This window comes from Paracoccus sp. KR1-242 (assembly GCF_049446195.1).
In the GTDB taxonomy this organism is placed as follows: Bacteria; Pseudomonadota; Alphaproteobacteria; order Rhodobacterales; family Rhodobacteraceae; genus Paracoccus; species Paracoccus broussonetiae.
The window spans coordinates 136,783-160,617 of the sequence record NZ_JBMSED010000008.1; the positions used below are offsets into that span (position 1 = coordinate 136,783).

Consider the following 23,835-nt stretch of genomic DNA (forward strand, 5'->3'; position numbering starts at 1 on the left):
GATGATGATTCACAGGCGATTCGGCGTCAAATTCTTTTTTGAATCAAGAACTTGCTATCTGGGGTTTACACAACATGTTGTGGACGGGGGCGAAGCTGCGCCTATGATATGGGGTTACGCCCAGATCTAGAAGCGCCTGGCGATGGGCTGCCGTTGGGTAACCTGCATTGTCCTCCCAGCCGTATCCGGGGTGCTGTTGCGCCAAATCCACCATGATCCGATCGCGCCATGTTTTCGCCAGGATCGAGGCGGCGGCGATGGACAGGCTCAGCGCGTCGCCCTTGACGATGGCCTGCCCCGGCATGTCCAGATCGCGCGGCAGCATGTTGCCGTCGATCAGCGCGATGCAGGGCCGCTGGCGCAGCCCGGCCAGCGCCCGGCACATCGCCAGATGCGAGGCCCGCAGGATGTTCATGCTGTCGATTTCCTCGACCGTGGCATGGGCGACGGACCAGTCGCAGCATTCCATCAACGCCTCGGTCAGCAGCGCGCGCTTGCGGGCGTTCAGGACCTTCGAGTCGTTCAGCCCCTCGGGGATGCGCGTGACATCCAGGATCACGGCGGCCGCAGTCACCGGACCGGCCAGCGGCCCCCGGCCGACTTCATCGACGCCGGCAACGAAACGCGCGCCGCCAAGAATGGCGGCGCGCTCATGCGAATAGTCGGGGCCGCTCATGCCTCGACCGTGACGGGGGCGATGGTCACCTCTTCCAGGTTCACGCCCTCGCCCTCGCGGTCCACGACCAGGAAGTCGGCGGCGTGGTCCAAGGGCGTCAGGACGCCGTGCCAGACGCCGGCGCGCAGGTTCACGCCCATGCCGGCGGGGACCAGGAAGGCCAAGGGCGCGCCGGGCCTGCCGCCCTCGTCCGGGGCGACGATCGACATCCACGGCTCGGCCCCCAGCGGCATGAAGGCCTGCGAGCCCAAGGGGTGACGCTCAAGCAGCGTGCAGGCATAGGGCAGGCTGACCGCTTCGGACCGGAAGATCGAGATGATCGCCTCGCCCCCGCCGCGCTGCACTTGGGCCAGCGCGTGATGGCGTTCGCAGCGACCGGCATTGATCATCCGGCTGGGCGCGGCGCGCGGTGTCAGAAGCTCGCCATAGGGGGCGAAGGCTTCGGCCGAGATCGGGGTTAGCTTGATCCTGTCCATGGTCGGTCTTTCGTTTCTTGTTGCTTGAAGGGTTCAGCCGCGATTCACCCGGGGCAGGAATACCGTCAGAAGCCCCATCAGCGGCAGGAATGAGCAGATCTTATAGACGAACTCGATCCCCCTGGCATCGGCCAGGACGCCAAGAACTGCGGCCGCGATGCCGCCCATGCCGAAAGAGAAGCCAAAGAAGATACCCGCAATCAGCCCCGTCCGGCCCGGCACCAGTTCCTGCGCAAAGACGACGATCGCCGGGAAGGCCGAGGCCAGGATCAGCCCGATCAGGACGGTCAGCACCCCCGTCGCGGCCAGCCCGACATGGGGCAGCGCCAGCGTGAAGGGCAGGATGCCCAGGATCGAGAACCAGATCACCTTCAGCGGCCCGATGCGGTCGCCAATAACCCCGCCCAGCATCACGCCCCCGGCCATGCCCGCCAGGAACAGGAACAGCATGATCTGGGCGTGTTGCGTGGTCAGCCCGAACTTCTCGATCAGGAAGAAGGTGTAATAGCTGGAAAGGCTGGCGGTATAGATGTTCTTGGTGAAGGTCAGCAGCGCCAGCACGACGATGGCCATCACCACCCGCCCGCGCGACAGCGACAGTTCGGGCCGGGCGCGCGCGGTCGAAGCCTTGCGCCGCCCCTCGACCCAGGTGCCGATCCGCCACAGGATCGCCGAACCAAGCATGGCCGCGGCCGAGAAGATCGCGATGGACGGACGGCCCAGCGGCACCACGATGAAGGCGGCCAGAAGCGGCCCCAGCGCCTGCCCGAAATTGCCCCCCAGCTGGAACAGCGACTGCGCCATCCCGAAACGCCCGCCCGAGGCGATGCGCGCCACGCGCGAACTTTCCGGGTGGAAGACCGACGACCCGACGCCGATCAACATCGCACCGATCAGCAGCACCCAGTATTCATGGGCCAGCGCCAGCAGCAGGACGCCGAAGAAAGTCGATCCCATGCCGAAGGCCAGCGACCGCGGCATCGGGTTCTTGTCGGTGACCGCGCCCACGATGGGCTGCAGCAGCGACGCCGTGACCTGGAATGCAAAGGTCATCAGGCCGATCTGGCCATATGACAGGCTGAATTCCTGCTGAAGCAGCGGATAGATCGCCGAAAGCATCGACTGCATGACGTCGTTGATCATGTGACACAGGCTGATCGCGACCAGCACCGCCCATGCCGTAGTTGCGGGGTTCTGACCCCGGTATGCCGCTGCTTCCGCCACGCGCGCGCCCCTTTTTCTGAACGCGCGCGACATTCTGCCCGGTTGCCGGGATTGTCAACTCTTGCTCCGCGCGCGCGCGGCATTCTTCGAAACCTCCTTGACCTTCATGGGTTTAATCCTTCAAAAACCTGAAACATGTGTCAGATGATTGTACCGACAGTCCGCACCGTGGCCCCCTCTGCCGGGGGCAGGCCCGCCGGTCTTCCTGCGGTTGGACCCCTGTTTTCCCAAGGCTCTTTTCCCGGATCCCGTATTTAACATGTCTCACCACTCGCAGGGCTTCGCGTCCGCCTCCGCCGTGCTTTCGATCAACTCCAAGCGCAAGGGCATGACCTGGCAGGCGGTTCAGGACATCGTCCTGGAGCGTATCCAGGACGGCATCTGGCCCGAGGGAGAGCTGATCCCCACCGAATGCGACCTGGCCGCCGAGCTGGGCTGTGCGCGCGCCACCGTGAACCGTGCCATGCAGGCATTGGCGGAAAGCGGTGTCGTCGAACGCCGCCGCAAGGTCGGCACACGCGTCGCCCGCCATCCCCGCGTGCAGCTTGTCCGTTCCCTTTTGCGTCGCGAACTTGAGGCCGCTGGACAGGAATACGGCTATCGCCTGGTCTTCGCGTCAGAAGCGACACCCCCCGCCGACGTGGCGCAAGCCATGCTGCTGCGCAGTGGCGAAGAGCTGCTGCTGGGCCGGGCCATCTTTTTCGCGGACGGCATCCCCTATTGCTGCGAAGAGCGCTGGACCAATACCTTCGCCGCACCCGGACTGACACCCGATGTTCTGGCCGAGATGAGCGCATGCGAATGGCTTGTGGGCAACGTGCCCCTGAATCGGGCTAGCCTGTCGATCGGGGTTGATACCGCAGATGGCGAATTCATTAGCCCATCCCTCAACCTGACCGAGAATGACCCGGTGCTGCACCTGGAACGGGTCGAATGGCTGAACAATATGCCGGTGTCGCTTTCGCGCCGCTATTTCCCGCGGGATCACAGGTTTCAGGGACAACTCTAGGTTCAATGAGAACGAATTCTTAATCCTTTGCTTGCTTCGAAGTGCCCAAGGCGCCTAAACGTCGACAAAACCAACAATAAACGACAAGCAAGACCAACGGATTCGAGCATGCCTTCTTGCAGCCCCCTTCACGGCGCCGTTTTGCGCCTGTCTTTGGCCGCAGCCATCGCGCTGCTGCCGTCCCTGGCTGCGATGGCGCAGCCGGGCCCCTCTGCGCGCCCCCCCGCGCGTTCGGCCAGCGCGGTCGCCGCCTTGTCGGCGCGCAGCGTGGCTGCGGCCAGCGCCAGCCAGGTCGCCGCGACCGTCGCCGGCAAGGGCCATGCGCATGGCGTCATGGACAAGGGACAGCACCCGCTTTCAGCCGCCGCGATCGAATCGGCGACCTATGACGGGGGCGATCTGCCGGCCGGCCAATCGGCGCTGACCGCCAAGGTCCAGATCCTGCTGGACCGCTCGGGCGTGTCCCCCGGCGTCGTCGACGGCTGGCGCGGCGGGATGAGCGAAAGCGCCATCAAGGCATTCCAGCGCCGCACCGGCCAGCCGATGACCGGGCGCATGGACTATGTCACCTGGGACCATCTTCAGGCCTATTCCGCCGAGGCGGTGACCGGCACCTATACGATCACCGAGGCGGATGCCCAGGGACTGGTCGACCGGATCCCCTCGGACTATGCCGAAAAGGCCGCGATGTCCTCGCAGGGCTATACCAGCATCATCGAGAAGCTGGGCGAACGCTTCCACATGGACGAGAAGTTCCTGGCGAAGATGAATCCGGGCGTCGCCTTCGTCCCGGGCTCGACCATCAGCATCACCAAGCCCGCGAAGCCGATCAAGGCGACCGTCACCCGCATCATCGTCGACAAGGAAACCCGCCGCGTCGCCGCCTATGACGCCAAGGGACGGATGGTCGCGGATTACCCTGCGACGGTCGGATCCTCGGACACGCCCTCGCCGCATGGCAATCATATCGTGCAGGCCGTCGCGCTGAACCCGACCTATACCTATAACCCCCAGCGCAACTTCAAGCAGGGCAAGAACGACCGCATCCTGATCGTTCCGCCGGGCCCGAACGGACCTGTCGGCAATGTCTGGATCGATCTCAGCGAGCCGACCTATGGCATTCATGGAACCGCCACGCCCTCTCGCCTGTTCGTCAACCAGTCGCATGGCTGCGTGCGGCTGACGAACTGGGACGCGTGGGAGCTTGCGCATATGGTCAAGGCCAATGTCACGACGGTCGAATTCCTGGACGCCGGCGTCAGCATCGCCGACGTGACCGGCGTGGCGACCGCCCCGGTGATAGCGGTTGCGAACCTCGCCAGCACGATCAGCGCGATCCGGCCTCCGGTGCGCTCGACCAGCCTGAGCATCCGGGCCGCGACCTCGGTCCTGCCCGATGTTCTGCCCGCATCGGGCGACACGGCAATGCCCGAACAGACCACCCCCGCCGATGGGGGCGAGGCCTTAAGCGATGCGCTGGCCCGTGCCGAGGCACTGGCGGACGAGATGCTGGCCCAGCGGGCGCGCGACTCGGCCCTTGAACGGATACCCGAGGCCGCCACGGTCGAAAGTCAGGTCCTGCCGCCGCCGGGGACCGCTGCGACGCCGAATCTCTGACGCATGCGGGCGCTGGTGGCATTGCTGATCGCAGCGTTGTTGCCCGCGCCCGTTTTTGCACAGGACGACAGGCCCCTGCCCCGCCCCGAGGAGGCAAGGCCCGAACCTGCGCCGAAACCCGCCCCTCCCCCGGCACCGCCCGCCGACCGGGATGAGAAGGCCAAGGAACAGGCCGACCCGCCGCCTGCCCCGCCCCCCGGGGCGAAAGAAAGCCCCCCGCCGCCTGTCGCATCCGAAGCGACACCATCGCAGGATGCGCCCAAGGCGGACCCGGCCCAGTCCACGCCATCCGATCCCGCTTCAAAGGATGCCGCGGATACGCCTGCCCCTGCCGAAGCGGCCCCGGCCAAACCCGCCGGGCCACCCCTGCATGCGTCACTGCGCGAGGACGACTTTACCTATTCCGCATGCCTGCTGGACCTGACCCTGATGGGCGCCACCTATGAGGAACGCCCGGCGGTCACGGACAATGCCGATCTCGATTGCGGGATCGACCGGCCGATCCAGCTGACCTCGCCCTTGCCGGGGGTCGAGATCGACGGCGGCGCATTGATGCGCTGCGACACCGCCCGTCATCTGGCCCGCTGGTTGCGCGATTTCGTCCGGCCCTCGGCCGCGCTGCTGCCGGGCCAGCCCCGGCTGGTCGGGCTGGTTCCCGGATCGACCTATCAATGCCGCGCCACGGTCGGAAACGCCTCCGAGAAGCTGTCGGAACATGCGCTTGGCAATGCCTTCGACATCGCCGCATTTCGCTTTGCAGATGGCAGCACGGTCGAAATCGCACCCCGGCAGGATGACGGCGACCTGACCGAGGCGTTCCAGCATGCCGTCCGGGGCACGGCCTGCCTGCATTTTTCGACCGTGCTGGGTCCGGGCGCGAACGCCGCCCATGACAACCATCTTCACCTGGACATCAAGGCCCGCAAGGGCGGCTTTCGGCTTTGCCAATAGGCGACAAGCTCAGGCCATCGCCTGCGCCAGCAGGGTAAAGCTTTGCTCGGGGGACGGGCTGTCGCGGGTGAAGAACCGGTCAAGCGCCGGATAGACGCGCACCGCCTCGTCCAGCTTGGCATCCGAACCCGGGGCATAAAGCCCCGCGCGGATCATCAACTCGGATTCCGCATAGGCCCCCAGCGCCGCGCGGGCCCGCGTGATCATCGCGTTTTCCGGCGCGCTGGCCGCCTGCGGCAATGAGCGCGAGACCGAGCGCAGGACATCGATTGCCGGAAAGCGACCGCGTTCGGCGATCGCGCGGTCCAGCACGACATGCCCGTCCAGCACCCCGCGCAGGATGTCGGCCACCGGCTCCTCCATGTCAGAACCTGCGACCAGCACGCTGAAGATCGCGGTGATGTCGCCCGCGCCCTGAGGTCCAGGCCCCGAGCGTTCCGCCAGCGACATGATGAGTTGCGAGACTGATGGCGGAAACCCGCGATAGCTGGGGCTTTCGCCTGCAGCCAACGCGATTTCTCGATGCGCCTCGGCAAAACGGGTGATGGAATCGGCCAGAAACAGGACATGCCGCCCCTGGTCGCGGAAGTGCTCGGCCACCGTCATTGCGGCCCAGGCGCAGCGTCGCCGCATCAGGGGGGATTGGTCCGAGGTCGCGGCCACGACGACCGCGCGCGCCAGCCCCTCGGGGCCCAGCACCTCCTCGACGAATTCGCGCAGTTCGCGGCCCCGTTCGCCGATCAGCGCGATGACCACGACATCGGCGGCTACGCCCTTGGCCAGCCCTGACAGCAGTGTCGACTTGCCGACGCCTGATCCGGCGAAAAGCCCCATCCGCTGCCCCCTGACCAGCGGAAGCAGCGTGTCGAAGACCGCAAGCCCCGTCCGCAGCCGCCGCCCCAGCCGGTTGCGCGACGCCGCGGGCGGGGGTGGGGGACGATAGCCCCGCTCGGCCGCACCGGGAATCAGCGGCCTGCCATCCAGCGGCTGGCCCAGCGGGTCGATGATCCGGCCGATCCAACCATCGGCGGGCGACAGGACCGGGGCGAATAGCAGCGCCGCCTCGGCCCCCATCGCCAGCCCCTCGGTCGGGCCCTCGGGCAAGACGGCGGCGGTCCCCGGATGGAGTGCGACGATTTCGCCCCCCAATGCCCCAAGCGGCCCCAGCGCCACCGACACGCGATCCCCCAGCGAGGCATGGGCGTTCAGCCCCTCGACATGGATGACGCCGCCATGCACGCCCGCGACCTGCCCGAAATGCCGCGCCATGCGCAGTTTCTGCATCCGCGCAACGATCGATCCAATTTTATCCATGACCTGTTTCCAGCCTCGTTCAAAAATCCCGCCGCGAAAGGGTTTCTAAACTTGTTGGGGTTAAGACCCGGTTATCGGAACTGAGGAGAAGCCTCGATGTTTGACCGGATCGACACCTTGCGGATGGCCGGATCGCTGGCCGCCCATGCCAGCGAACGCCAACGCCTGATCGCGCAGAACGTCGCCAATGCCGACACGCCCGGCTTCCGCGCCCGCGACCTTGGCCGTTTCGCCGAAACCTATCGCTCGGCTCCCGCGACCGAACTGCGCGCAACCCGTCCGGGACATGCCAGCGGCATCACGTGGGGCGGACGCGACCGTCCCCTTGATGCCGGCGGAGAGCCCGCGCCGAACGGAAATACCGTCGCGCTGGAAGATGAGATGGTCCGCATCGCCGACGCCCGGCGCGAATTCGATCTGGCGCTGGCGGTCACGCGATCGTCCCTGTCGATGATCCGCACCAGCCTTGGCCGCCGGGCCTGAGGACAGGCAGAATGACCGAACTGCTTTCCGCCGTCGAACTGGCAGCCTCGGGGATGCGCGCCCAGTCCACGCGCTTGCGCCATGTCTCGGAAAACATCGCCAATACCGACACGCCCGGCTATCGCCGCAAGCTGGTCTCGTTCCAGGAACAGGTCGAGTTCGGCCGCAGGACCGGCGCCGTTGCGACCAGTCCGACCCGGCTGGACCAACGCGAACTGCCGCGAATCCACGACCCCTCGCATCCCATGGCCGATGCCGAGGGCTATTACGCCGGCTCGAATGTCGACCTGGTCGTCGAGGTTGCGGACGCCAAAGAGGCGGGCCGCAGCTATGAAGCCAATCTTCGCGTCTTCGAGCAGGCCCGCCAGATGAACAGCGCGCTGCTGGACCTGATCCGTCGCTAGGGGAATACCAGATGATCGCATCGACTTTTGCCGCCAATGCCTATGACCGCGCCCGCCCTGCTGTGGCCCCCGCCGAGGGGTTGCCCCAAGGGGTCAGCGCCGCCGCGACCGATTTCGCCCGCGTCATGGAGGATGTCGACCAGCAGGCCACGGGTGCCATGACCGGGGGCAGCGACTCGCAGCGGCTGGTGCAAAGCATCGCCCAGGCCGAGATCGCGCTCGAGACCGCGGTCGCAATCCGCGACAAGGTCGTCGAGGCCTATCAGGAAATCCTGCGGATGCCAGTCTGAGGCGCCGCGATGGACGAGAACCTGGTCTTCGACCTGACCCGGCAGGCGCTGTGGATCGCCGTGCGCATGTCCGCCCCCCTGCTGATCGTCGCCCTGGTCGTGGGCGTCGTCATCGGCCTTTCCAGGCACTGACCTCGGTGCAGGAAATGACCCTGACCTTCGTGCCCAAGGTCGCGCTGATGCTGGCGGTCTTCTGGGTCACGATGAGCTTCATGACCACCACGCTGGCCGGGTTTTTCACCGACCAGATCCTGCCCCAGATCATCGGATCCTGAACCATGGACAACGCCGTCTATGCCTCGCTGACCCGCCAGTCGGGATTGATGCAGGAAATGCGCGCCATCGCGAACAACATCGCCAATGCCAGCACGACCGGCTTCCGGCGCGAGGGAGTGGTCTTTTCGGAGTACATGGTGCCGCTTGGGAATGGTGGCGAGACGCTGGCCATGGCCCATGTCCGCGGCCGTATGGTCGACCTGCAGCCGGGGGGAATGACCCAGACCGGGGGCACCTATGACCTGGCCATCGACGGGGACGGGTTCTTCATGGTCCAGACCCCGCAGGGGAACCGGCTGACCCGCGCCGGTGCATTTCTCAGCAATGCCGAGGGCGAGATCGTGAACGCGGACGGCTATCCGCTGCTTGACGATGGGCAGGCGCCGATCGCGGTTCCGCCGGGAACCCGCAACCTGGGCATCGCCCCCGACGGAACGGTTTCGGCGGATGGCCAACCGGTCGGGCGCGTCGGTGTCTTCGCCAATCCCGATCCCGCCGACCTGCGTCACGTCGCGGGCACGCTGTTTGAGGCCGGAGCCAATCCCGAGCCGGTGGAGAACCCGATCGTCCGGCAGGGTTTCCTGGAGGAATCGAATGTCGAGCCGGTCACCGAAGTCGCCCGCATGATCGAGGTGCAGCGCGCCTATGAACTTGGCCAGTCCTTCCTGGATCAGGAAGACAAGCGCATCCGCCAGGCCATCTCGTCGCTTACGCGTTGAAAGGACAGTCCATGAAAGCCCTTCAGATCGCCGCCACGGGCATGAGCGCCCAGCAGATGCGGGTCGAGGTCATCTCGAACAACCTCGCGAACATGTCGACCACTGGCTACAACCCGCGCCGCGCGGAATTCGCCGACCTGCAATATCAGCAGGTGACGCGTCCGGGCACGCTGACCGCAACCACGGGGGCGATGGTGCCGGCGGGGGTTCAGCTTGGGCTGGGGGTGCGGGCCTCGGCCGTCACGGTGATGCTGGGCCAGGGAACCCCGATCCAGACCAATGGCGACCTTGATGTCGCGATCGAGGGCAGTGGCTATCTTGAGGTCACGATGCCTTCGGGCATATCGGCCTATACCCGCGACGGCAGCCTGAAACGCTCGGCCGAGGGACAGATCGTGACCTCGCAAGGCTTTCCGGTGGTCCCCGACATCACCATCCCGCAGGAAGCGCGCAGCGTCTCGATCAGCCCGTCGGGCGAGGTGATGGCCTATTTCGCCGACCGCGTCGAACCCGAAAGCCTGGGCCAGATCACGCTGGCGGGATTCCTGAACGAAAAGGGGCTGGAGGCGACGGGATCGAACCTGTTCCTGGAAACCACCGCCTCGGGCGCACCGACCGTTGCCGCGCCGGGCGAAGAGGGACTGGGCACCCTGCGCGCCGGCTATCTTGAGGAAAGCGCCGTCGACCCCGTGCGCGAGATCACCGAGCTGATCAAGGCGCAGCGCGGATACGAGCTGAACTCGAAAGTCATAAGCGCCGCCGACCAGATGCTGGGCGCGACGGTGCAGGTGCGGTGATGGTCCGGCTTGTCCTTGCCCTGGTGGTTCTGGCGCTGCCGGCTCCGGCGCTGGCCGATGCCGTGGTCGCGACCCAGACCCTGCGCCCCGGCACCCGGATTACAGCCCAGATGGTCGCGGTCGACCCCGCACAGGATTCGGCCATCACGAACCCCGAGGACGTGATCGGGCAGGAAGCCCGCGTGCTGGTCAGCAAGGGCCGTGCCATCCCGCCGGAAGCGCTGGCCGCCCCCACCCTGGTCGCGAGAAACCAGATCGTCACGCTGGTCTATCGGAAATCTGCGCTGAGGATCGAGACCGAGGGCCGCGCCCTGACCGCAGGCGGAGCCGGGCAGATCGTCCGGGTCATGAACAATTCCTCGCGCGCCACGGTGGCGGGACGCATTGCGCCCGATGGCAGCGTGATCGTCGAGCAGAACTGAAGGAGATCGGATGCCTTATCCCGTGCATAACCCGACCCGGCTGGTGATAGGTGGCCTTGCCATCGCACTCGCGCTGTCGGCCTGCGGCCGCGCCTCGCAGGTGGGTCGCGTGCCACCGATGACCGCGCCGGACGCCAGCGCCGAATACCTGGCCATGGCCCAGCCCGATCCGTCGGGCTATGACCTGCAGGTCCGGCCGGACAGCACCGCCTCGCTTTGGGCGGGGGCGCAGCATTCGCTGGTCGCGGACCGGCGCGCGCAGGGTCGCGGCGACATCCTGACCGTGGTGATCGAGATCGACGACCGCGCCGAGATTCAGAACAGTTCTGGCCGGTCGCGCAATGCCGCGGACAAGGTCAGCATACCCTCGCTGGCCGGACTGCCCCAGCGCGTCGACAAACGCCTGCCCGAAGGGGCCAGCATGGACGAACTGGTCGAGGCGAAAAGCTCCTCCACGTTCAAGGGCAGCGGCAATATCTCGCGCCGGGACAAGATGACCCTGCGCATCGCCGCGACCATCGTAGAACGCCTGCCGAACGGAGTGCTGCGAATCGAGGGCTCGCAAGAGGTCCGCGTCAATTACGAGGTCCGCGTCCTTAGCGTCAGCGGGTTCGTGCGGCCCACGGATATCGGACGGCGCAACGAGATCGCCTATGACCGGATCGCGGGCGCGCGCATCTCCTATGGCGGCCGTGGGCAGATCAGCGACGTCCAGCAGCCCCGCTATGGCCAGCAGGTGGCCGATATCCTGCTGCCCTATTGAGGAGGGGACGATGAAGAAGGCGATCATCGCATTGCTGGCCGTGGTCGCCTTCTTGGGCGGTGCGGTCGGGGGCGAAATGCTGGGCAAGGGCCGGGCCGGGGCATCGGTCGATCACGACGAGGGCACCGCGCCTGCCACGGGCGAAGAAGAGGGCAACCTTCCCGCGCCGGGCGAAGCCACCTCGACCAGCGATCCTCCGCCGGGAGAGGACTGGTTCCGGTTTCCGAACCAGTTTTTCATCCCGATCATGCGCAACGGCACGACCAGTGCGGTCATGGTCCTGTCGCTGACGCTGGAAATGTCCTCGGTCTCGGCGCAGAAGATCGCCGAAAGGGAGCACCGGTTGCGCGACGCGCTGCTGAACGCCCTGATGATCGAGGCGAATACGGGCGGCTTCGACGGCAACTTCACCTCGGAAGCCAGTCTTGGACGGTTGCGCAAATCGCTGCTGGCGGCGGCGCGAAAAGCCGGCGGACCCGAGATCGCCAGCGTCCTGATCGAGGATATCGCGCGGCAGGAACAGTAGGGACACTGGCCAAGCCCCGTCCCCTCGGGTTAGTTCGGGGCGACCCCAAGAAGGAGCCGCCGGGTGCAGCCGCAGATCACCATCGTCCTGGCCAGCTTCAACGGCGCGCGCTTCCTGCCAGCGCAGCTTGACAGCATCCTTGCCCAGACGCTGACGAACTGGCGGCTGATCGTCTCGGACGATGGCTCACAGGACGGGACGCAGGCTGTCATCGCCGACTACGCGGGCCGAGCAGATGGCCGGATCACGTTGATCGAGGGGCCGGGCCGTGGCGCGACGGCGAATTTCCTGCACCTCATCCGCAAGGCCGATCCAGCCGGCTGGATCGCCTTTTGCGACCAGGACGATGTCTGGAAACGGGACAAACTGGCGCGCGCGGCCGAGTTCCTGACCGGTCAGGACGGTCCTGCCGTCTATGCCGCCCGCACGACCGTCTGTGACGAGCAGTTGCAGGAATTGGCGCCTGCACCGCATTTTCCCGGCCCTTTCGGGTTTCCAAACGCGCTGATCCAGGCCTGCCTGCCCGGAAACACCACCGTGGCCAATGCCGCCGCGCTGACCATCCTGCAGCGCGGTGCGGCTGCCGCCGACGCGGCCGGGATCATTTCACATGACTGGTGGAATTACCTGCTGTTGTCGGGCGCGGGAGCGCGGATCCATCGCGACGCGGCGCAGGTGCTGTTGTATCGCCAGCATCCGCGCAATGTGATGGGCCGCAACGACACCGCGCGAGCCCGCGCGGCACGGGCCTCGATGCTGTTCGATGGCAGTTTCGCAAACTGGCTGCGTCGCAACCACGCCGCGCTTCTGCCGGCGAAAGACCTGCTCACGCTGGAAAACCGTCAGCTTCTGGATCGTTTCGGCGCGTTTCTGGACGCGCCGGGATATCGCGCGCTGGCGCAGATGCGCAGCATGGGGCTGTACCGCCAGACCCGCGCCGGAACGGCGGCGGTCATGGCGGCTGCTCTGGCGGGGCGGCTGCGCGCCCGGCCAGATCAGCGGTCCTGAGATCGGTCAGGCCAACAGCCGGGCCAGATACCTACCGTAATCGTTCTTGGCGAAAAGCCGCGCCCGTTCGCGTAACTGGTCGGCATCGATCCAGCCCTGGTTGAAGGCGATTTCCTCGGGGCAGCCGGTCTGCAGGCCTTGCCGCTGTTCAAGCGTGCGCACGAAGTTCCCGGCATCCAGAAGGCTGGCATGGGTGCCTGTGTCAAGCCAGGCGAAACCGCGCCCCATCCGCTCGACCGTCAGGCTGCCATCATGCAGATAGGTTTCAAGCAGGGTGGTGATTTCAAGCTCGCCGCGATCGGACGGCTTGACGCTGCGGGCCCGGTCGGGCGCGCTGCCGTCAAGGAAATAAAGCCCGGTCACCGCGTAGTCCGAGGGCGGCACCTGCGGCTTTTCGATGATCTGGCTGACCGCACCTGTATCGTCGAACGCGACCACGCCATAGCGTTCGGGATCGGCCACCCGATAGCCGAAGACCGTCCCGCCCTCGCCCCGCCGGTCGGCGGCATCCAGCAGGATCGGCAGGCCGTGGCCGAAAAAGATGTTGTCGCCCAGAACCATGGCCGAAGGTGCCCCCGCCAGGAAATCCTCGGCCAGGATATAGGCCTGCGCCAGCCCGTCGGGCGAAGGCTGGACGATATAGGTGAATTGCAGCCCCCACTGGCTGCCGTCGCCCAGCAGGCGCTGGAACTGCGTCTGATCCTCGGGCGTGGTGATGATCGCGATCTCGCGGATGCCCGAGAACATCAGGACCGAGATCGGGTAATAGATCATCGGCTTGTCATAGATCGGCAAAAGCTGCTTCGACACGCCCATGGTGATCGGGTAAAGCCGCGTGCCCGAGCCGCCGGCAAGAATGATCCCCTTGCGCCCGCTGGGAGTTTTGGCCGTCTCGGTCATTGCTGAAGCTCCGTCACTACATTTGCCAGTCCGGCGCGCCAATCCGGGCGCGGGATCGCGAAGTCGCGGGTAATCGCGCCGCAATCCAGCCGCGAATTGCCGGGACGCCGCGCGGGCGTGGGATAGTCGCTGCCCGGAATGTCGATGATGCGGCAGCCAAGCCCCGCCTGCGCCATGATCGCACGCGCGAAATCCGCCCAGGTCGTGTCGGGCGCGCCCGCGAAATGATAAAGACCGCCCTTGCCCTGCCCGGCCTGCATGGCGGACACCATCCGAAGGCAGGCGGCGGCAATGTCGCCCGCGGGCGTCGGCCCGCCATGCTGGTCGGCGACAACCCGCAGCTCGGGCCGCTCGGCCCCGAGGCGCATCATGGTCTTCACGAAATTGCCGCCATGCGCCGAAAACACCCAGGAGGTGCGCAGCACCGCCCATTGACCGCCAGCGGCGGCGATGCCGCGCTCTCCGGCCAGCTTGGTCGCGCCATAGACGCCAAGGGGGCCGGTGGCGTCATCCTCGCGCCAGGGACGGTCGCCGCTGCCGTCAAAGACATAATCAGTCGAGATATGCAGGAAGGGCACGCCCAGTTCCGCCGCCGCCCGCGCCATCGCCGCGGGGGCAATGGCGTTCACGGCCTCGGCCAGCGCGGGTTCGGATTCGGCACGGTCGACCGCGGTATAGGCAGCCGCGTTGATGATCGCGCCGGGACGCGCGGCGCGGATCGCCGCCGCGCAGGCTTCCGCGTCAGCCAGATCGGCCTCGTCCCGGCCCAGAAAGCGCGCGTCGGGGGCAAGACGCGCCAGCTCGGTCGCGACCTGCCCGGTGCGGCCAAGGACCAGAAGCCCGGTCATGCCTTGCCAAGCCTTTCGCCCACGCCATCGCGGTCCAGCAGCGGGCGCCACCAGCTTTCGTTTTCAAGATACCATTCAACGGTTTTCGCCAGCCCCTCTTCGACCGTGACCGACGGGCGCCAGCCCAGTTCGGTGCGGATGCGGGTCGGGTCGATGGCATAGCGCCGGTCATGGCCGGGCCGGTCGGTGACAAAGGTGATCAGCCGGTCATGCGGCGCGTTCTGCGGGCGCAGGCGATCCATATGGGCGCAGATGGTGCGGACCAGGTCGATGTTCTTCGCCTCGTTCTCGCCGCCGATATTGTAGCTGCGGCCAAGCTCGCCCTTTTCGACGACCAGAAGCAGGGCGTCGGCATGATCCTCGACATAAAGCCAGTCGCGGACATTGCCGCCATCGCCATAGACCGGGATCGGCCGGCCATGCAGCGCGTTCAGGATGACCACCGGGACCAGCTTTTCCGGGAAGTGGAAGGGACCGTAATTGTTCGAGCAATTGGTCAGGACGACCGGCAGGCCATAGGTCTCGTGCCAGGCGCGGACCAGATGGTCGGACGCGGCCTTGCTGGCGGAATAGGGGCTGCGCGGGTCATAGGGCGTGTCTTCCGTGAACTGGCCGGTTTCACCCAGGCTGCCGAAGACCTCATCCGTCGAGATATGGTGAAAGCGGAACCCTTCGGGCTTGCCCTGCCCCACCCAGAAGGCGCGCGCGGCCTCAAGCAGGTTGTAGGTGCCGGAAATGTTCGTCTCGATGAAGTCGCCCGGGCCGTCGATCGACCGGTCGACATGGCTTTCCGCCGCCAGATGCATGATCGCGTCGGGCTTGTGCGCCGCAAGCACCCGGTCCAGCGCCGCACGGTCGCGCAGGTCGGCCTGTTCGAAGGCGTAAAGCGGGCTGTTCGAGACCGGCGCGACGTTTTCCAGGTTCGCCGCATAGGTCATCGCGTCCAGGTTAACGACCTCGTGCCCGCGCCGCACGGCCAGCCGCACCACCGCAGAGCCGATGAAGCCTGCGCCCCCCGTTACCAGAATTTTCATAGTCTCGCCTCGTATTCAAAGGGGCCTTCATAGGTGAAGGGGCTGTCGAAATCGGCAAAGCGGGTCGCGGCGGCATCCTTGGCCGACAGCAGCGGCGCGCCCGTCAGTGCCCAATCGATGCCGACACTGTCCCATGCGACGGCCCCGTCGCATTCGGGGGCATAATGGTCGGTGCATTTATAGCAGATCTCGGTATCCGGCTCGCGCGTGACGAAGCCGTGCAGGAAGCCCGCAGGAATCCAAAGCTGGCGGCCGTTTTCAAAGGACAGTTCCTCTCCCAGCCACTGCCCATAGGTGGGGCTGCCCTTGCGCATGTCGACCGCGACGTCGAACAGGCTGCCGCGCCCGCAACGCACCAGCTTGCCCTGCGCATGGGGCGGCGCCTGGAAATGCAGCCCGCGCAGCGTGCCGGTGGCAGCAGACAGCGAGTGGTTGTCCTGCACGAATTCCGGCAGGTCGAGCCCAGCCCCGGCCAGCGTCTTGCGGTTCCAGCTTTCCGAGAAAAAGCCCCGCGCATCTCCATGCCGCCGCGGCACGAGGATCAGGACGCCGGGAAGCGCGGTCTGTTCGATCTGCATATGGTCTTGCCTGCGAAACTTGGTGCCTGAACCGTATCGCCCATGTTTTCCCTTCGCACAAGCACCCTCCCCCCGGCGCGACGATCCCCGCCGACAAGATAAAATGCGCGATAACAACCTGCTGGCGAAGGCGGCGCGCGAAAGCCTTCGTTAAGCCGCCCGACCTAGCGTCTGCGCCAACAGATTGCTGCCGAGGCGCCCCCACATGCCGAGCTTTCGTCAAATCGCGCTCATCCTTGGCCCGGCCCCCGGCTTTGTCAGGAACCTGTCGGACCTTCAGGCCATCGACCTGCCCTCGGCCGATGTGCTGGTGGGGGTGACGCATATGGGCGGCGGGATCTCGGCCTATCGGATCACGGCGGCGGACCGCCCGATCACGCTGATCGACACGCGCGCCTTCGGGATTGCGCAGGGATATCTTGACCGCCCGGGGGCCAGCCTGGTGCAGCTTGCAAGCGGTCCGGCAATCTTTGCCCCCGGCCTTGCCAACGCGGCGGCGAACGGCATCGGGCTGGGCGCGGACGGCGCATTGCGCGGTGGGATCTCGCTTGCCGGGGCTGGCGGGCTTGCCGCAGACCTCACGCAGCTTGGTGCCTTTTCGACCTCGGCTGGACAGTTCCTGGTCTCGGGACGCAATTCCACGACGGCGGTGGATGTCTGGAAGGTGCAGCCGAACGGAAGCATCCTGCATCTGGACAGCGCGGATGCGCTTGCGATCCCCGGCGTCGACCGCGCCGAGTTGAGTGATCTGAAAGTGGTCGGCGTCGGAGACCGGCAGATCCTGCTGACTGCCTCGGGCGCGGGCAATTTCGTTTCGACCCGGTTGATCGAAACGAATGGCACCCTGGGACGCGCAAACATCGTCTGGTCGAACCAGGGGACCGGCATGAATGCGCCGCAGCACCTGGACAGCGTGACAGTGGCTGGCGTGACCTATGTCGTCGTGGGGGCCAGCCAAAGTTCGTCGCTCAGCCTGTTCCGCCTGACCCAGGACGGCGCGCTGATCCCGGCCGACCATATCATCGACGAACTTTCGACACGGTTCAGCCGGGTCAGCGCGCTTGAAACCCTGATGGTGGACGGCCGCGCCTACGTCTTTGCCGGCGGAGAAGACGACGGGATCTCGGTCTTCACGGTGATGCCGGACGGACAGCTGCTGCATCTGGCGACGCTGGCCGATACCAATGATCGCAGCCTGGCCGATGTCTCGGCCATCGCGGCGATGGAGATCGGGGGAAGCATCGCGCTGTTCGTCTCGTCCCGGACCGAGACGGGGATTACCCAGCTCCTGTTCGAACCGGGTCAGATCGGCCAGACAACCACGGTGGGCGCTGGCCGCCAGAACGGCACCGGGCGCGGCGACCTGCTGCGCGCCTCGGCCGGGACGACGCAGATCGTGGGCGGTGCGGGCGACGACATCCTGATTGCGGGTCCTTCGCCCGTCACGTTGACCGGGGGACCGGGCGCGGACATCTTCGTCGCCGCGCCGGTTGCGGGAAAGATCCTCATCTCGGACTTCACGCCCGGCACCGACCGGCTGGACCTGTCGGGGCTGGGCATGATCCGCAGCACCTTGCAACTGAGCTTCAGGGTGCTGACCGATGGCATCATGATCACCTTCGGCCAGACACAGATCCAGATCCGCACCGCCGACAAGACCCCGCTGGCAGCCAATTACTTCAACAACGCCCTGTTTCCGGTCGCCCATTACGATCTGGCCGGGATGCGAACCAGCATGCTGGGAACATCGGGCAACGACACGCTGAACGCCGGAGCCTTTGGATCCACCGGCCACGGGCTGGCCGGGCGCGACCTGCTGAACGGCAATGCCGGCCCCGACCTTCTAAGCGGGGGCGCCGGCGACGACACCATTAACGGCGCCGGGGGCGACGACACGTTGCTGGGCGATTACGGCAACGACCTGCTTATGGGCGGCGCGGGAAACGACCGCATCTCGGGCGGGCTGGATCAGGACACCATCTTCGGCGGCGCGGGCAACGACACGATCATGGGCGAGGTCGGGAATGACATGCTTTACGGCGAATTGGGCAATGACCTGATCACGGACCCTCTGGGCGACAACGCGGTACGGGGCGGCGAAGGCAACGACACCATCACCACCGGAACGGGCCGCGATCGCATCTGGGGCGAGAACGGCAATGACAGCATCAACTCGGGTGCGGGAAACGACCAGATCTGGGGCGGAGACGGTCATGACTGGATTACCGGAGGGGCGGGCAACGATACGATCTTCGGTGGCACCGGAAACGACACACTGCTGGGCGCCGACGGAAATGACATCATCGACGGTGGGCCGGGAAACAACAATATCAACGGACAGAATGGGAATGACCGGCTGCTGGGCGGAACCGGAAACGACACCATCATCGGTGGGGCAGGAAACGACACGATCCTTGGCGGCGGCGGGCAGGACACCCTAAACGGTCAGGACGGGAACGATCTGATCCGTGGCGGCGCGGGCAATGACCTGATCCAGGGGCTGACCGGAAACGACATACTTTACGGCGAGGCCGGAAACGACCTCCTGATCGGCGGCGAAGGCAACGACCTGATTCACGGCGACGGCGATTCCGACCGACTGGATGGCGGCGCGGGAAACGATTCACTTTTCGGCGATGCCGGAAAAGACCAGCTTGTGGATCTTTTCGGCCACAATTTCCTGTCCGGGGGCACCGGAAACGATGTATTGCGCGCCGGACCCGGAAACGACCGTCTGCAAGGCGGTCCGGGCAGCGACCATCTGACCGGAGGCGCGGGTGCCGATCTGTTCGTGTTCCGCGATCCCCATGACTATGACCGCAGCCGGGACGTGATCACCGATTTCACCCACGGTCCGGATCATCTCGACATGGCCGGGCTGGGCCTGCGCTTCATCGGAGAGGCCGAGTTCAGCGCGGCGCGGCAGGTCCGCGCCTATCACAGCGGCTCCGCCATGATCGTCGAGGCCGATCTGAACGGCGACGGACATGCCGACCTGACGCTGCAGCTGAACGGCCTTGCCGCGCTGACGCGGGGCGACTTCCTGCTTTAGCGCTCCAGCATGTCGCGGTGATTGCGTTCAAGCAGCAGCAGCCCGAACAGCAACAGGACGATCGAGATGCCGAAGACATAGAAAGGAGAGACAAATTCGGCGTCGTAAACCGGGTATACGCCCCTTCGCAACTGCGCGATGCAATGCAGGATGGGGTTGAACCACAGGATATGCTGCGCCTCGTAAGGCATCTTGTCGTAAAGGAAAAACACCCCGGATGCGAGGAAAAGCGGGCGCGTGATGATTTGCCAGACCCGTTCCCAGACCGGGAAGGTGGTCAGCAGATAGCAGTTCAGCGTCCCGACTCCGACCGAGATCGCGACGATCATCAACATGCCTTCGAAGAACTCGGCCAGGTTCACTACGATGGGCATCCGATACAGGACAAAGATCCCCCCGATCACGATGGTGATGACCGTCATGTGGGTCAGCGTGTTCAGGATGATCCGCGCCAGGATCGCATCAATGAAGGTGACGCTGGGATAGGCAAGGAAGGGACGCGAATAGCGGATGGACGAGGCGACCTTGTTGGTCAGGTCCGAGAACATCGCAAAGGGCAGGAAGCCCGTTGCATAGAACAGGGGAAAGTTTGACCCCAATCCGGGCTTCGCAAGGAACATGCTGAAGATCACCGACAGCAACACGATCCCCAGCACGGGGTCCAGAATCGCCCAGGCATAACCGCCCGCGGACCGGCCATAGGTCGTCGTCATCTCGCGCAGGATCAGCGCGGTCAGGATTCGGGGCATGCGGAAACGCGGTCCGCGACGCACGGGCCGCAGCGGGCTGCGTTGATCTGGGCTTATCTCGGACATTTTAATTGCAAAGACTGGTCTAGACGTATGGCAATATGTATCAACTGCCAGAAAAAGGTAAACCAGCGAAAGCATCCTCTGCCGTGAGCAAGCCCAACAACCCGTCCGATCCCGGTGGCCAAATCGCAAGTGCGGGCAACCTGGCATCGGCAGCGGACAGCCGCACGCAGACAGGTGCCGCACCCGGCGGTGCCGTCAATCGGCCCTTCCAGTCAGCTCCGCGCATCCAGGCGGTCAGTGAAGTTGCACCCGGGCCGACCTCGGCCGGACAGGTGCAACCGATTCCCGTTCGTCCCATGCCAGCCCCGCAGGCCCGGACCCAGGTCCAGGCGCAGCCGGCAGGCGGAGCGGTCAGTCTTCGCCCCAACAGCGCACCACTGGCCCGACCTTCCGGTCCCTCGCAATCCACCGTTCGCGCCCCTGCAGGCCATGCCCGTCCCCGGCGTCGGCACTGGCTGATCCTGCTGTCATTCCTGCTTCTGGTCGTGCTTCCGGCCGCTTTCTGGGGCTGGTACCTGTGGACCCGTGCAGTCGACCAGTATGTCTCGACCGTCGGCTTCTCCGTCCGCAAGGAGGAAGGCACTCCGTCAATCGAGCTTTTCGGCGGTTTCTCTCCGCTGGGCGGCGGCGGCGGGGCCTCGGACACGGATGTCCTCTACGAATATATCCGCAGTCAGGACATGGTCGAAAAGATCGACGCAAAACTGGACCTGCGTTCGCGCTTTTCGCGCGACTGGCCCAGCGACTTCGTCTTTGCCTTTGACCCCAAGGGCCATGTCGAGGATCTGACGGATTACTGGGAGCGTCAGGTCAAGGTGCTCTACGATACGTCGAGCGACCTGATCACGCTGAAGGTCAACGCCTTCACCGCCGAAGACGCACAAGTGATCGCAGCGGCGGTGTTCCAGGAAAGCTCGGACAAGATCAATGACCTGTCCTCGATCGCGCGGGCAGACGCGACCAAGCTTGCGAAAAGTGAACTCGACAAGGCGCGGGCCGAACTGACCACGACGCGGCAGGCAATGACCGATTTCCGCATGCGCTCGCAGATCGTTGATCCAGAGGCCGATCTGACCAGCCAGATGGGCGTGCTGCAGGGGCTGCAGGAGCAGTTGGCCGAGGCTTTGGTCGCACTTGACCTGGCGACTGAAAACGCACGTCCGACCGATCATCGTGTGACACAGGGCAAGCAAAAGGTAGACGCGCTGCGCCGTCTGATAGATGCCGAAAGAAGCAAGTTCGGCAACGCGGCAGCCGGGTCGGATGGCGAAAGCTATTCGCAGCTGGTCGCCCAATATGAAAAGCTGTCGGTCGATCGCGAATATGCGGAAGGAGCCTTCCACGCGGCTCGCGTCGCCTATGAGACCGCACTGGTCGAGGCGCGCCGTCAGTCCCGCTATCTTGCAGCGCATATCCAGCCCAAGATCGCGCAAAGTTCGATCGTGCCGAACCGCACCTGGCTGTTCTGCGTCGGCCTGGGGCTGCTTCTGGCAGGCTGGTCGATCCTTGCCCTGATCTATTACAGCATCCGCGACCGCGCCTGAGCATGATCCGGCTGGAAAATCTGACCAAGCTTTACCGGCTGAAAGGCCGCAAGACCTTGGTTGCGAACAATATCAACGCCTTGTTCCCGACTGGGGCCTCGGTCGCGCTGCTTGGCCGGAACGGTGCGGGGAAATCGACGCTGCTGCGAATGATCGCGGGCACGGTCTCGCCCACCTCGGGCCGGGTCTATTCCGATGGCACGATTTCCTGGCCCGTGGGCTTCGCCGGCAGCTTTCACAACGAGCTGACAGGCGCGCAGAACGTGCGCTTCGTCGCCCGGATCTATGGTGTCGATACCGACGAGCTGGTCGATTACGTCGCGGAATTCGCGGAACTGGGGCAGCATTACCACCAGCCTTTCGCAAGCTATTCCTCGGGGATGCGCTCGCGCTTGGCAATGGGCACCAGCATGGGGATCTATTTCGACACCTATCTGGTGGACGAGGTGACCAGCGTCGGCGATGCCGATTTCCGGTCGAAGTCGCAGCGTGTCTTCAACGAGCGGATGAAGAAGTCCGGCGCCATCGTCGTCAGCCACTCGATGCCCATGATCCGCGAGATGTGCACCATGGGCGCAGTGCTGGATCGCGGGCGGTTGCGGGTCTTTCGCGATCTGGACGAAGCCATCGCCCTGCATGAATCGATCCTGCGCGTGCCTCCCGACGTCGTCGGCGACTGATCAGCTGCCAAGCAGCAGCGCGCCGATTTCCTGGGCGCGCGACGCAACCAAGACGGCATCGCCCACGGATTCGACGTTCAGCCGCACGACAGGCTCGGTATTCGACGAGCGCAGGTTGAACCGCCAATCGGCAAATTCCAGGCTGATGCCGTCTGTCTCATCCTTGCGAATCGCCAGCGGCTCGAACTTCGCGACCACGCGGGCGATGGCAGTTGCGGGATCTTCCAGCCGGAAGTTGATCTCCCCGGATGAGGGGAAGGCCGCGATCCGCGCTGCAAGCAGGTCGGCCAGCGAGACGTTCTGAGCGGACAGAAGCCCGGCCACCAGAAGCCAGGGCACCATGCCGCTATCGGCAAAGTGGAAGTCGCGAAAATAGTGATGCGCCGACATCTCGCCGCCATAGATCGCGTCATTCTGGCGCATGGCGCGCTTGACGAAGGCATGGCCGGTCCGGGCCTGCACGGCAATCCCGCCAGCGCGCGCGATCATGTCGCGGGTGTTCAGGACGACGCGCGGGTCATGGACGATCCGCTCGCCGGGATGCTTTTCCAGAAAGGCGGTCGCCAGCAGCCCGACGATATACTCCCCCGGAATGAACTGTCCCGTGCCGTCGAAAAAGAAGCAGCGGTCGAAATCCCCGTCCCATGCAACACCCAGATCTGCGCCATGCGCCCGGACCGCATCCGCGGTCATCGGCTGGTTTTCCGGCAGCAGGGGGTTCGGAATGCCATTCGGGAAGCCCGCGTCCGGTTCATGGTTGATCCTGACAAAGCGCAGCGGCGCACCCCGACGTGCAAGTTCGTCCGCGATCGCGTCGAATGCGGGACCGGCCGCGCCATTCCCGGCATTGACCAGCACCGTCATCGGGCGCAGCGCCGTCGCATCGACGAAATCCACCACAGCCGCGGCATAGATGGCCCGCGCCTCTGGAAAGTCGCTGGTGCTGCCCCTGACCCCGATCGGCGCAAACTCACCCGATCGAGCCAGCGCCGCCAGATCCGCGAACTCGGTATCGGGGTCCAGCGGGGCCGCCCCCGGGCCGACCAGTTTCATCCCGTTATAGTCGATGGGATTGTGCGAGGCGGTGACCTCGATCCCGCCATCCGCGCCGAAATGGGCGGTGGCGAAATACATCTCCTCGGTTCCCGCAAGGCCCAGGTCGCGGACATCGGCGCCGCCGTCGTTCAGCCCGCGGATCAGCGCCGCGGCCAGCACAGGCGAGCTTTCGCGGCCGTCTCGGCCCACGATCACCTTGCGCGCGCGCCGCATCTGGGCAAAGGCGCGCCCAATGCGATAGGCGACATCCTCGTCCAGTTCGCTGCCCAGCCTGCCGCGGACGTCATAGGCCTTGAAGCAGTCGATCCGCCGGGGCGGCAGGGTCTGGGTCGCAGCGGGCATCACGAGGCTCCTTTGATCTGCGATCATGGCT

Annotated in this window: 25 protein-coding genes and 1 pseudogene; 16 read left to right on the forward strand and 10 right to left on the reverse strand. The window is 65.4% G+C overall.

Annotation, left to right across the window (positions count from 1 at the left end; genetic code table 11):
- Positions 1 to 43: 43 nt before the first annotated feature.
- Genes ACO2Q4_RS13305 through ACO2Q4_RS13315 form a run of 3 tightly spaced genes read right to left on the reverse strand, consistent with a single transcriptional unit; the run spans position 44 to position 2,409 of the window.
- Entirely contained in the window at positions 44 to 676 is a 633-nt protein-coding gene (locus tag ACO2Q4_RS13305) for a ribonuclease HII (protein ID WP_311757456.1), read from the reverse strand.
- Positions 673 to 1,152 (reverse strand): ureidoglycolate lyase, encoded by a 480-nt coding sequence (locus tag ACO2Q4_RS13310; protein WP_423319815.1) that lies wholly within the window; start codon positions 1,150 to 1,152, stop codon positions 673 to 675. Before ACO2Q4_RS13310 ends, ACO2Q4_RS13305 begins: the two co-directional genes overlap by 4 nt.
- 33 nt (positions 1,153 to 1,185) lie before the next feature.
- Positions 1,186 to 2,409 carry an MFS transporter gene (locus ACO2Q4_RS13315; RefSeq protein ID WP_423319817.1) on the reverse strand — a complete coding sequence of 408 codons (1,224 nt, stop codon included), beginning with the start codon at positions 2,407 to 2,409 and terminating at the stop codon, positions 1,186 to 1,188.
- Positions 2,410 to 2,635: 226 nt separating this feature from the next.
- On the opposite strand from ACO2Q4_RS13315, the gene ACO2Q4_RS13320 reads away from it, so the two are divergent.
- From ACO2Q4_RS13320 to ACO2Q4_RS13330, 3 genes are all read left to right on the forward strand, one after another.
- Positions 2,636 to 3,385, forward strand: coding sequence for a GntR family transcriptional regulator (locus ACO2Q4_RS13320; RefSeq protein ID WP_423319819.1), 750 nt, complete (start codon positions 2,636 to 2,638; stop codon positions 3,383 to 3,385).
- 108 nt (positions 3,386 to 3,493) lie between these two features.
- Entirely contained in the window at positions 3,494 to 5,002 is a 1,509-nt protein-coding gene (locus ACO2Q4_RS13325) for a L,D-transpeptidase family protein (protein WP_311757460.1), read from the forward strand.
- A 15-nt stretch (positions 5,003 to 5,017) separates the two neighbouring features.
- Positions 5,018 to 5,953 (forward strand): extensin family protein, encoded by a 936-nt coding sequence (locus ACO2Q4_RS13330; protein WP_423319820.1) that lies wholly within the window; start codon positions 5,018 to 5,020, stop codon positions 5,951 to 5,953.
- A 9-nt stretch (positions 5,954 to 5,962) separates the two neighbouring features.
- On the opposite strand, the gene ACO2Q4_RS13335 is transcribed toward ACO2Q4_RS13330, so the two are convergent.
- The gene (locus ACO2Q4_RS13335) at positions 5,963 to 7,267 is read right to left on the reverse strand and encodes a FliI/YscN family ATPase (protein ID WP_423319822.1); all 1,305 of its coding nucleotides are present in this window, start codon (positions 7,265 to 7,267) and stop codon (positions 5,963 to 5,965) included.
- Positions 7,268 to 7,363: 96 nt separating this feature from the next.
- On the opposite strand from ACO2Q4_RS13335, the gene ACO2Q4_RS13340 reads away from it, so the two are divergent.
- From ACO2Q4_RS13340 to ACO2Q4_RS13385, 10 genes and pseudogenes are all read left to right on the forward strand, one after another.
- Positions 7,364 to 7,750, forward strand: coding sequence for a FlgB family protein (locus tag ACO2Q4_RS13340; protein ID WP_311757463.1), 387 nt, complete (start codon positions 7,364 to 7,366; stop codon positions 7,748 to 7,750).
- Between the two features lie 11 nt (positions 7,751 to 7,761).
- The gene (gene flgC / locus ACO2Q4_RS13345; RefSeq protein WP_423319825.1) at positions 7,762 to 8,154 is read left to right on the forward strand and encodes a flagellar basal body rod protein FlgC; all 393 of its coding nucleotides are present in this window, start codon (positions 7,762 to 7,764) and stop codon (positions 8,152 to 8,154) included.
- Positions 8,155 to 8,165: 11 nt separating this feature from the next.
- Positions 8,166 to 8,444 carry a flagellar hook-basal body complex protein FliE gene (gene fliE / locus ACO2Q4_RS13350; RefSeq protein ID WP_311757465.1) on the forward strand — a complete coding sequence of 93 codons (279 nt, stop codon included), beginning with the start codon at positions 8,166 to 8,168 and terminating at the stop codon, positions 8,442 to 8,444.
- A 9-nt stretch (positions 8,445 to 8,453) separates the two neighbouring features.
- A pseudogene (locus ACO2Q4_RS13355) lies at positions 8,454 to 8,719 on the forward strand (flagellar biosynthetic protein FliQ).
- Positions 8,720 to 8,722: 3 nt separating this feature from the next.
- A complete protein-coding gene (locus ACO2Q4_RS13360) occupies positions 8,723 to 9,439 on the forward strand; it encodes a flagellar hook-basal body complex protein (protein WP_311757467.1) in 717 nt (238 codons plus the stop codon).
- 11 nt (positions 9,440 to 9,450) lie between these two features.
- A complete protein-coding gene (gene flgG, locus ACO2Q4_RS13365) occupies positions 9,451 to 10,236 on the forward strand; it encodes a flagellar basal-body rod protein FlgG (protein ID WP_311757468.1) in 786 nt (261 codons plus the stop codon).
- Positions 10,236 to 10,658 (forward strand): flagellar basal body P-ring formation chaperone FlgA, encoded by a 423-nt coding sequence (gene flgA, locus ACO2Q4_RS13370; protein ID WP_423319828.1) that lies wholly within the window; start codon positions 10,236 to 10,238, stop codon positions 10,656 to 10,658. Before flgG ends, flgA begins: the two co-directional genes overlap by 1 nt.
- A gap of 10 nt (positions 10,659 to 10,668) precedes the next feature.
- Positions 10,669 to 11,421: a flagellar basal body L-ring protein FlgH gene (gene flgH, locus ACO2Q4_RS13375; RefSeq protein ID WP_311757470.1), complete on the forward strand. Its 753-nt coding sequence runs from the start codon at positions 10,669 to 10,671 to the stop codon at positions 11,419 to 11,421.
- A gap of 10 nt (positions 11,422 to 11,431) precedes the next feature.
- On the forward strand, positions 11,432 to 11,947 hold the full coding sequence (locus ACO2Q4_RS13380; protein ID WP_423319830.1) for a hypothetical protein: 516 nt from the start codon (positions 11,432 to 11,434) through the stop codon (positions 11,945 to 11,947).
- Between the two features lie 63 nt (positions 11,948 to 12,010).
- A complete protein-coding gene (locus ACO2Q4_RS13385; RefSeq protein WP_423319832.1) occupies positions 12,011 to 12,955 on the forward strand; it encodes a glycosyltransferase in 945 nt (314 codons plus the stop codon).
- Between the two features lie 6 nt (positions 12,956 to 12,961).
- On the opposite strand, the gene rfbA is transcribed toward ACO2Q4_RS13385, so the two are convergent.
- Genes rfbA through rfbC form a run of 4 tightly spaced genes read right to left on the reverse strand, consistent with a single transcriptional unit; the run spans position 12,962 to position 16,315 of the window.
- Complete coding sequence (gene rfbA, locus ACO2Q4_RS13390; RefSeq protein ID WP_423319833.1) at positions 12,962 to 13,855, reverse strand: glucose-1-phosphate thymidylyltransferase RfbA; 894 nt, start codon at positions 13,853 to 13,855, stop codon at positions 12,962 to 12,964.
- Positions 13,852 to 14,703, reverse strand: coding sequence for a dTDP-4-dehydrorhamnose reductase (gene rfbD, locus ACO2Q4_RS13395; RefSeq protein ID WP_423319835.1), 852 nt, complete (start codon positions 14,701 to 14,703; stop codon positions 13,852 to 13,854). Before rfbD ends, rfbA begins: the two co-directional genes overlap by 4 nt.
- The gene (gene rfbB, locus ACO2Q4_RS13400; protein ID WP_311757475.1) at positions 14,700 to 15,737 is read right to left on the reverse strand and encodes a dTDP-glucose 4,6-dehydratase; all 1,038 of its coding nucleotides are present in this window, start codon (positions 15,735 to 15,737) and stop codon (positions 14,700 to 14,702) included. The genes rfbD and rfbB overlap by 4 nt, the downstream gene beginning before the upstream one ends.
- A complete protein-coding gene (gene rfbC / locus ACO2Q4_RS13405) occupies positions 15,734 to 16,315 on the reverse strand; it encodes a dTDP-4-dehydrorhamnose 3,5-epimerase (RefSeq protein ID WP_311757476.1) in 582 nt (193 codons plus the stop codon). The genes rfbB and rfbC overlap by 4 nt, the downstream gene beginning before the upstream one ends.
- A gap of 205 nt (positions 16,316 to 16,520) precedes the next feature.
- Here rfbC and ACO2Q4_RS13410 point away from each other — a divergent pair, with 205 nt between their 5' ends.
- Positions 16,521 to 19,367 carry a calcium-binding protein gene (locus tag ACO2Q4_RS13410; protein ID WP_423319838.1) on the forward strand — a complete coding sequence of 949 codons (2,847 nt, stop codon included), beginning with the start codon at positions 16,521 to 16,523 and terminating at the stop codon, positions 19,365 to 19,367.
- On the opposite strand, the gene ACO2Q4_RS13415 is transcribed toward ACO2Q4_RS13410, so the two are convergent.
- Positions 19,364 to 20,116, reverse strand: a complete 753-nt coding sequence (locus ACO2Q4_RS13415) for an ABC transporter permease (protein WP_311757478.1) — start codon at positions 20,114 to 20,116, stop codon at positions 19,364 to 19,366. The two genes, ACO2Q4_RS13410 and ACO2Q4_RS13415, sit on opposite strands and share 4 nt — an antisense overlap.
- Positions 20,117 to 20,265: 149 nt before the next feature.
- Here ACO2Q4_RS13415 and ACO2Q4_RS13420 point away from each other — a divergent pair, with 149 nt between their 5' ends.
- Positions 20,266 to 21,726, forward strand: coding sequence for a capsule biosynthesis protein (locus tag ACO2Q4_RS13420; protein ID WP_311757479.1), 1,461 nt, complete (start codon positions 20,266 to 20,268; stop codon positions 21,724 to 21,726).
- A gap of 2 nt (positions 21,727 to 21,728) precedes the next feature.
- A complete protein-coding gene (locus tag ACO2Q4_RS13425; protein WP_311757480.1) occupies positions 21,729 to 22,406 on the forward strand; it encodes an ABC transporter ATP-binding protein in 678 nt (225 codons plus the stop codon).
- Here the strand turns inward: ACO2Q4_RS13425 and ACO2Q4_RS13430 are convergent, their stop codons facing one another.
- Positions 22,407 to 23,804, reverse strand: coding sequence for a phosphomannomutase (locus ACO2Q4_RS13430; RefSeq protein WP_423319841.1), 1,398 nt, complete (start codon positions 23,802 to 23,804; stop codon positions 22,407 to 22,409). It lies immediately after the preceding gene.
- Positions 23,805 to 23,835: the final 31 nt, after the last annotated feature.

What these genes read in the sequence shown, in the direction of transcription:
- ACO2Q4_RS13410 (WP_423319838.1), top strand. Translation starts at nt 16,521, where the DNA reads ATGCCGAGCTTTCGTCAAATCGCGCTCATCCTTGGCCCGGCCCCCGGC.
- fliE (WP_311757465.1), top strand. Translation starts at nt 8,166, where the DNA reads ATGATCGCATCGACTTTTGCCGCCAATGCCTATGACCGCGCCCGCCCT.
- ACO2Q4_RS13310 (WP_423319815.1), bottom strand. Translation starts at nt 1,152, where the DNA reads ATGGACAGGATCAAGCTAACCCCGATCTCGGCCGAAGCCTTCGCCCCC.
- rfbD (WP_423319835.1), bottom strand. Translation starts at nt 14,703, where the DNA reads ATGACCGGGCTTCTGGTCCTTGGCCGCACCGGGCAGGTCGCGACCGAG.
- rfbB (WP_311757475.1), bottom strand. Translation starts at nt 15,737, where the DNA reads ATGAAAATTCTGGTAACGGGGGGCGCAGGCTTCATCGGCTCTGCGGTG.
- flgG (WP_311757468.1), top strand. Translation starts at nt 9,451, where the DNA reads ATGAAAGCCCTTCAGATCGCCGCCACGGGCATGAGCGCCCAGCAGATG.
- flgC (WP_423319825.1), top strand. Translation starts at nt 7,762, where the DNA reads ATGACCGAACTGCTTTCCGCCGTCGAACTGGCAGCCTCGGGGATGCGC.
- ACO2Q4_RS13320 (WP_423319819.1), top strand. Translation starts at nt 2,636, where the DNA reads ATGTCTCACCACTCGCAGGGCTTCGCGTCCGCCTCCGCCGTGCTTTCG.
- ACO2Q4_RS13315 (WP_423319817.1), bottom strand. Translation starts at nt 2,409, where the DNA reads ATGTCGCGCGCGTTCAGAAAAAGGGGCGCGCGCGTGGCGGAAGCAGCG.
- ACO2Q4_RS13430 (WP_423319841.1), bottom strand. Translation starts at nt 23,804, where the DNA reads ATGCCCGCTGCGACCCAGACCCTGCCGCCCCGGCGGATCGACTGCTTC.
- ACO2Q4_RS13325 (WP_311757460.1), top strand. Translation starts at nt 3,494, where the DNA reads ATGCCTTCTTGCAGCCCCCTTCACGGCGCCGTTTTGCGCCTGTCTTTG.
- rfbC (WP_311757476.1), bottom strand. Translation starts at nt 16,315, where the DNA reads ATGCAGATCGAACAGACCGCGCTTCCCGGCGTCCTGATCCTCGTGCCG.
- ACO2Q4_RS13335 (WP_423319822.1), bottom strand. Translation starts at nt 7,267, where the DNA reads ATGGATAAAATTGGATCGATCGTTGCGCGGATGCAGAAACTGCGCATG.
- ACO2Q4_RS13415 (WP_311757478.1), bottom strand. Translation starts at nt 20,116, where the DNA reads ATGCCCCGAATCCTGACCGCGCTGATCCTGCGCGAGATGACGACGACC.
- ACO2Q4_RS13425 (WP_311757480.1), top strand. Translation starts at nt 21,729, where the DNA reads ATGATCCGGCTGGAAAATCTGACCAAGCTTTACCGGCTGAAAGGCCGC.
- ACO2Q4_RS13360 (WP_311757467.1), top strand. Translation starts at nt 8,723, where the DNA reads ATGGACAACGCCGTCTATGCCTCGCTGACCCGCCAGTCGGGATTGATG.
- flgA (WP_423319828.1), top strand. Translation starts at nt 10,236, where the DNA reads ATGGTCCGGCTTGTCCTTGCCCTGGTGGTTCTGGCGCTGCCGGCTCCG.
- ACO2Q4_RS13305 (WP_311757456.1), bottom strand. Translation starts at nt 676, where the DNA reads ATGAGCGGCCCCGACTATTCGCATGAGCGCGCCGCCATTCTTGGCGGC.
- ACO2Q4_RS13380 (WP_423319830.1), top strand. Translation starts at nt 11,432, where the DNA reads ATGAAGAAGGCGATCATCGCATTGCTGGCCGTGGTCGCCTTCTTGGGC.
- rfbA (WP_423319833.1), bottom strand. Translation starts at nt 13,855, where the DNA reads ATGACCGAGACGGCCAAAACTCCCAGCGGGCGCAAGGGGATCATTCTT.
- flgH (WP_311757470.1), top strand. Translation starts at nt 10,669, where the DNA reads ATGCCTTATCCCGTGCATAACCCGACCCGGCTGGTGATAGGTGGCCTT.
- ACO2Q4_RS13340 (WP_311757463.1), top strand. Translation starts at nt 7,364, where the DNA reads ATGTTTGACCGGATCGACACCTTGCGGATGGCCGGATCGCTGGCCGCC.